The sequence below is a fragment of the Pirellulales bacterium genome (assembly GCA_035533075.1).
GTDB lineage: Bacteria > Planctomycetota > Planctomycetia > Pirellulales > JAICIG01 > DASSFG01.
In genome coordinates this window covers 20,920-27,401 of the sequence record DATLUO010000268.1, presented here as the reverse complement: position 1 = coordinate 27,401, position 6,482 = coordinate 20,920, and the positions used below count along the sequence as shown (strand labels likewise).

General features: G+C 61.4%; 8 protein-coding genes. 6 read left to right on the top strand and 2 right to left on the bottom strand.

The annotated features are described in order from the left end of the window. Positions 1-68 precede the first annotated feature (68 nt). Together VNH11_33545 and VNH11_33540 are read right to left on the bottom strand one after the other, a co-directional pair. Positions 69-329 carry a UPF0175 family protein gene (locus VNH11_33545; protein HVA51315.1) on the bottom strand — a complete coding sequence of 87 codons (261 nt, stop codon included), beginning with the start codon at positions 327-329 and terminating at the stop codon, positions 69-71. Between the two features lie 51 nt (positions 330-380). Further along, on the bottom strand, positions 381-971 hold the full coding sequence (locus tag VNH11_33540) for a hypothetical protein (GenBank protein HVA51314.1): 591 nt from the start codon (positions 969-971) through the stop codon (positions 381-383). Here VNH11_33540 and VNH11_33535 point away from each other — a divergent pair. The 6 genes from VNH11_33535 to VNH11_33510 all read left to right on the top strand — a co-directional run bounded on the left by VNH11_33535 (position 950) and on the right by VNH11_33510 (position 6,096). Continuing rightward, a complete protein-coding gene (locus VNH11_33535) occupies positions 950-1,330 on the top strand; it encodes a hypothetical protein (protein HVA51313.1) in 381 nt (126 codons plus the stop codon). The genes VNH11_33540 and VNH11_33535 overlap by 22 nt on opposite strands. Then, a complete protein-coding gene (locus tag VNH11_33530) occupies positions 1,327-2,880 on the top strand; it encodes a sialate O-acetylesterase (GenBank protein ID HVA51312.1) in 1,554 nt (517 codons plus the stop codon). Before VNH11_33535 ends, VNH11_33530 begins: the two co-directional genes overlap by 4 nt. Before the next feature lie 168 nt (positions 2,881-3,048). Next, positions 3,049-4,185 carry a DUF1559 domain-containing protein gene (locus VNH11_33525; GenBank protein ID HVA51311.1) on the top strand — a complete coding sequence of 379 codons (1,137 nt, stop codon included), beginning with the start codon at positions 3,049-3,051 and terminating at the stop codon, positions 4,183-4,185. A gap of 68 nt (positions 4,186-4,253) precedes the next feature. Next, positions 4,254-4,673, top strand: a complete 420-nt coding sequence (locus VNH11_33520; GenBank protein HVA51310.1) for a carboxypeptidase regulatory-like domain-containing protein — start codon at positions 4,254-4,256, stop codon at positions 4,671-4,673. Then, on the top strand, positions 4,670-5,725 hold the full coding sequence (locus VNH11_33515) for an isoaspartyl peptidase/L-asparaginase (protein HVA51309.1): 1,056 nt from the start codon (positions 4,670-4,672) through the stop codon (positions 5,723-5,725). The genes VNH11_33520 and VNH11_33515 overlap by 4 nt, the downstream gene beginning before the upstream one ends. Next, a complete protein-coding gene (locus tag VNH11_33510; GenBank protein ID HVA51308.1) occupies positions 5,725-6,096 on the top strand; it encodes a cupin domain-containing protein in 372 nt (123 codons plus the stop codon). The genes VNH11_33515 and VNH11_33510 overlap by 1 nt, the downstream gene beginning before the upstream one ends. Positions 6,097-6,482 lie beyond the last annotated feature (386 nt).

Genomic DNA, 6,482 nt, shown 5'->3' with positions numbered 1-6,482 from the left:
CGCCGCAACCGCGTGAACCCGCGCGTGATCAAACGCAAAATGTCCAAGTGGCCGAAAAAGCGTCCAACTCATCGGCCCGTAAAGCCCTTGTCCAAAAGCTTTGAACAGTGCGTAGTTATGAAAACTTGAACGGTATTGCGCTTAAGCCAGGCATCCGTTTCAAAACGGTCGAGTCGCAAGGTCCGGGAGAGATCATAGTGGCTGATTCTCCCTCGCCGAAAAAGCTCCATGAGAAATGCCTCCTTGACGTCCGCGTCAAAGTTGGTCCCGTCCCGGCGCAGCTTTTCCTCGACGTCGGTCGGAAAGTCGAATGTCACATTCAGCGGCATAGATCACCTCCTTCTCAAACTCCCCACGATTATAGCATCTGTGCCCCCGTGCTACCGCGTTGCCATCACTTCGTTGACCAGTTGTTCCACCTCGGTCGCATACGGGCCTTGCACCTCTATGACCGATACCTTCCCGGTGGACGATCGCATAATGATGTCGGGACCGCCGGCAGACTTCGACCGTTTGTCGGCGGAGCTGGTGTGCGTTAGTTGAAGCAGTTCCGTGACGCACCTGAGAGCCTCGTCCCTCTTCTCAAGCTGCAAAAGCGCTTTGGCCTGACCAATCAGCCCCTCGATCAGTAAACGACGCGCTTGACCAAGTGCTTTGGTGTAGACTTTCGAGGCTGCCCGCGGGTCGTCTTCGACCGCGTCCAGGAAGTTGCCGAGCTCGATGGCGGCGGCGGGCGATGATGGATCGAGGTCGATTGCGTCTTGAAGTGCCTGCTTGGCGTCGTCGAGGGTGCTCGTCGGATGCTCCTGCAACTGGATGAGTCTGGCGCGAAGGATATGCAAGTGCGCGTTGCCTTTCCACGCTTCCAACAAGTCCTCCGCTTCTTTAAAAGCGGCCTCGTAATCGTTCTCCGCCCGAAGCCGGGAGACGTTCGCGAGCGCCTTCGTGAATGACTGGATTCGATGGTTCATTCTCGCCGCTCCTTACCCTTGTCACGCCGGCGTTTGACTTGCTGGATCAGCTTTTTCATTTGACGCGCTTTTTGATCAGCCGGCTTGCCGGCAGCCAGATCCTTGATCTCCCTGTAGGTCTTTTTGCCAATAATCGCTATGGTACGATGGCGACCGTTTCAAGCTGCCAGGAATCAGATCGTCGGCAAGGTCGGCATCTTCTGCCATTCCCGAATCTATCATGCCCTATCGCGATTCCCAAGCTACATTGCCACGGTTCGCGTCCTTTCGCCAAAAAGCATGGTTTCTTCATCCGTGCGCGATTAAACTATCTGCACTGTACTGCCCTTGCTTTTCATTCCGGGAGCGAACATAGATGAGATTCCTCGCGAATCGCCGCGCCGCCCTGCTGCTGGCGTTGCTGTTGCTGTCCAGCCAGTCGGCCCTCGCCAAGGTCACCTTGCCGGCGATCATCGGCAGCCACATGGTGCTGGAAAGCGGGATGCCGCTGACCCTCTGGGGCTGGGCCGACGCCGGCGAAGAAGTCAGCATTGCCATCGGCGATGTCAAGGCGAGGGCCAAGACCGACGCCAACGGCGACTGGCTGGTCAAGCTGCCGCCGATGCCTGCCAGCGCCGAACCGCAGGAGATGACCGTCAGCGGCACGAACACCATCAAGATTACCGACATCCTGGTGGGCGAGGTCTGGATCGGGTCGGGGCAATCGAACATGCAGTGGAAGGTGGCCGACTCCGACAAGGCGACGGAAGAAATCGCCGCCGCCAACTATCCGCAGATCCGCTTGTTCCTGGTGCCGCTGGTGCCGGCGGGCACACCGGCCAAAAACGTCAACGCCGCCTGGACCGTCTGCACGCCCGACACGGTCAAGTCGTTCTCGGCCGTGTGCTATTTCTTCGGCCGCGATCTGCACAAATCGCTGAACGTGCCGGTCGGCATGATCGCCAGCTCCTGGGGCGGCACGGCCATCCAACCGTGGATCCCGCCCGCCGGCTACGAGGGCGTTGCGGAACTCGAAGGCGAGCGCAAGCAGCTTGCGTCGTTGCGTGACGGTTATCAAGCGGCCTTGAAGAACAAGTTACCCGAGATCAACGCCTGGCTGGAGTCGGCCGAGAAGTCGGTCGCCGCCGGACAACCGGTCGCCGAACCGCCGGCCATGCCCGGCAACCCGTTCAACAGCAACGGCGGCATGACGGGGCTGTACAACGGCATGATCCATCCGTTGGCGCCGTTTGCGGTCCGCGGGGCGTTGTGGTATCAGGGCGAAGCCAACGTCGGCCAGGGGCGGCACTATCACGATTTGATGAAGGGCCTGATCCTGGGCTGGCGCAGCGTCTGGGGGCAGGGCGATTTTCCGTTTCTCTTCGTGCAGTTGGCGCCCTATCGGTATGGCGACAACGCCGTGGCCCTGCCCGAGCTGTGGGAGGCCCAGACCGCCACGCTCAAGGTGCCGAACACGGGCATGGCCGTGACGACCGACATCAGCAACATTCACGACATTCACCCGCGCAACAAGCAAGAGGTCGGCCGCCGCCTGGCCCTTTGGGCGCTGGCGAAATACTACGGCAAGAGCGACCTGGTCTATTCCGGTCCACTTTACGAAACGATGGCCCTGGAAAGCAACCGTATTCGGCTCAAGTTTCAACATGCCGATGGCGGCCTGATTTCTCGGGACGGCAAGCCACTGAGTTGGTTTTCGATCGCCGGGGCCGATAAAAAGTTCGTGCCGGCCGCGGCGACGATCGATGGCGAGAGCGTGGTGGTGGAAAGCGCCGACGTGAGCGCGCCGCTGGCCGTGCGTTTCGGCTGGGACCAGGTTGCCGAGCCCAATCTGGCAAACAAAGCCGGCTTGCCCGCCTCGCCCTTCCGCACCGACGACTGGAGCGACGCGGTTTCGGCACCAACCAAGTAAGAACTGAGTGGGGCGGCCTTCCTGGGCCGTCGAAACCGAGCCCGTAGGGCGGGGCAAGCGAGCTTGCGAGCGTCCGCCCACCGTTAGGGACGTCGCTTACGGTGGGCCGGCGCTCGCAAGCTCGCTTGCCGCGCCCCACGTGCTTCGGCCCGCGGGCCGGAAGAACTATTGACGAACCGCGCCAGGCGCGTCATAGATAGCATCAGTGTCGTATGCGCCGGCATGCCACCGGGAGCAACCAGCGCGGTTTCTTTCATCGGTTCTTTTCCAGGAAGCGTTCTCATGCGATCACCCTCATCGCGCCGGGCTATCACCGGCTTCACCTTGGTTGAACTGCTCGTCGTCATCGCTATCATCGGCATTTTGATCGCTCTCTTGCTGCCGGCCGTTCAGGCGGCGCGCGAAGCTGCGCGGCGCTCGCAGTGCGTCGACAACCTGAAGCAACTCTCGCTGGGCTGCTTGAACTACAACGACGTCATGAAAAAGTTTCCGCAGTGCTACCTCGGCAATCAGCCGCCCAGCGTCGGCGGCCATTCGGGCACATGCACGGGCCGTAGTTGGATGTTCGCCATCCTGCCATATATCGAGCAGGCCCCACTGCAAAACCTCACGAGTTATTACCTGCCCTTGGGTGGCAACTTCGGGGTTCCTGTCAACGTGAATACCGGCGTTGCAAAAACAGTCGTCCCGGTTTTCTTGTGCCCGTCAGACCAAAACCAAGACGGTATCATGGGCAGCCGATCTGATTCCGGCACCCCACCGGCGGACGGAGCTACGTGGGCGGTCACCAATTACAAGGGCTGTGCGGGCAGCAACTGGGCTTGGGGCGATGCGATTTGCCGGTACATCTTTCCCAAGGGCGGCTATTGGCCGAACAGCAACAACGGTCTCGAACAAGGCAATGGAATGATGTGGCGAAATTGGAACAATCAAGCCAATCAAGCCATGTGTTGGGTGCCCATCTCCAACGTACAGGACGGCACGTCGAACACCTTCCTTCTGGGCGAAGCCATTCCTCGCTGGACCCTGTGGGCGTGGTGGTGGAACTCCAACGCCACCACGGCCACCTGTGGAATTCCCTTAAACTATAAATCGCTCGCCATTCAGGCCAGTCCCGACACGGTCACGCTCGAATCACGCTGGGGAGACTGGCCTAACAATTATTCTTTCATGAGCCGGCATCCCATGGGCGCCAATTTCGCCATGGTCGACGGCCATGTTAGCTTTATCAACGAAACCATCGATCTCTACCTCTACCGCTATTTGGGCAATCGCGGCGATGAAGTCGCGATCACCGCGCCGTGAGACGCCCCAAGCGACTCGTTCGTGCCGTTGTTATCGTCCTAACCGTCCCAAGAAGCGGAATTATCCACATGCAAACCTCTGTTTGGCGGACATTTGCCTGCGCCGTCGTCTCCATCGCGCTGCTCGGCTGCGGTGGCAAGAGCGCCGGTACTTATCCGGTCAAGGGAGTCGTCACGTTCAAAGGCCAGCCGTTAGCAGACGCCGTGGTCAGCTTTTATCCGGCCCAAGGGCGCCCGGCCGCGGGAATGACCAATGCCCAGGGAGAGTTCTGGCTGTCCACGTTCCAGTCTAAAGACGGCGCACTTCCGGGCAGTTATAACGTGGGGATTACCGAACCGACCGATATACCGCCCGAAGGAGACTATTCCATTCCGGAGCCGAAGCCGCCTCGCTTTCCGGCCAAGTACACCGACCCCAAGCAATCGGAATTGACGGCCGAAGTCAAACCCGGCTCGGAAAACAATTTCACGTTCGACCTGAAAGAATGAGCGGGCGCGTTTTGAAACTGGCTGCGACGCTCATGGCGCTCTCGTCGAATCCGGCCGCCGAGGCTTTATTTGCCGACAGCGACCCCGCCGCGACCGATGTGGCGCTGGCCATCCACGGCGGAATTGCGGCCGAGCGGAACGAGGTCAGCCAGGAACAGGCCCGGCTGATCCGCGCCGCGCTGGAAGAGTCGCTGCGCGCGGGACGGAAGCGGCTGGCGGAAGAGAATGCCACCAGCCTCGACGCCGTCGAAACCGCCATCCGCGTGCTCGAAGACTCGCCGCTGTTCAACGCCGGCAAGGGAGCGGTGTTTACCTACGAAGGCCGCAACGAGCTCGACGCTTCGATCATGGAGGGAAAAACGAAGCGGGCCGGAGCGGTGGCCGGTGTGACGATCGTCAAAAACCCGGTCTCCGCGGCGCGGGCCGTGATGGAGAAGTCGCCGCACGTGCTGTTGATCGGGCGCGGGGCGGAAGTGTTCGCCGCCAAATCGGGACTCGAAATCGTCGATCCCGGCTATTTCTGGACCCTGCCGCGCTGGAAACAGATCGAGCGCCGCTGGCGAGCGGCCAAGTCGTCGCCCGAAAAGCAGTCGGCCGTCGGGCCGAAGCCGCCCGCGGCCGACGGCGGCCGGCGGCAGTGGGGCACGGTGGGCGCCGTGTCGCTGGATGGCAAGGGCAATCTGGCGGCGGGCACCTCGACGGGCGGCACGACGGCCAAAATGTTCGGCCGCGTCGGCGACTCGCCGATCATCGGCGCCGGCACCTACGCCGACAACGAGGGCTGTGCCGTCTCTTGCACCGGGCACGGCGAATACTTCATCCGCTTCGCGGTCGCGCACGAAATCAACGTGCTGATCAAGTACAAGGGCCTGAAGGTCGAAGACGCGCTCGAGCAGGTGATTAACCGCACGCTGAAGGACGCCGGCGGCGACGGCGGAGCGATCGCGCTCGATGCTCGCGGCCGCTATTCGTCGGCCAACAACACCGACGGCATGTATCGCGGCTGGATCACCCGCGACGGCAAGGTCGAGACGCGGCTGTGGGAGAATTGATGGACATCGTCAACATCAACGAGACCTCCGCCTTCACCACGCTCGACGGCTCAGAAATCCGCGAGCTTTTGGCGCACCGCAATTCGGCCATTCGGCAGCAGAGTCTGGCGGAAGCCCGCTTGCCGCCCGGCGGCAGCACGACGCCGCACTACCACGTGAAGACCGAAGAGATCTATTACATTCTCAGCGGCAAAGCCTCGATGCGGCTGGGCGATGAAACGCGCGAGGTCGGCCCTGGCGACGCGATCGCGATTCCGCCGGGCCTCGTACACAACATCAGCAACACCGGCCGGGCGCCGCTGAAGTTTCTCTGCTGCTGCGCGCCGGCCTACGAGCACGACGACACTGTGCTCGTCGATCAGATCGCCTGAAGCGAGTGGCGCGCTTCGCGGAAGCCGCCCGGCCTTTTTTCGCGCGTAGCACGGCGTTTTTCGCCTGCAAAAAAATTGTGCGCGGCGCTGCTTGACATTCTCGTTTTGGCCAGCACAATACGCGGAGTGTTGCATGGCTGACATTCACCGGTCCACTCAACCGTTGCTGGTCGTGGATCGACACGTTTTCATTGACGGACCGTTTCTGCTCTCTCGCGAACAACCTCTCCACGCTTGACTCGGCCGGAAGTAAAGCGATTCCGGTGCGAGCGGTGCGCTGGCGTTGCGCGCGAAGGACCGGCCTGGCAACCAAAAAATGTCGGCAACGGGTCTGGGCCGCATGGCGTCAGACGCGTTTGCCGTTGCTGCGAATCGCTTGGGGGGCC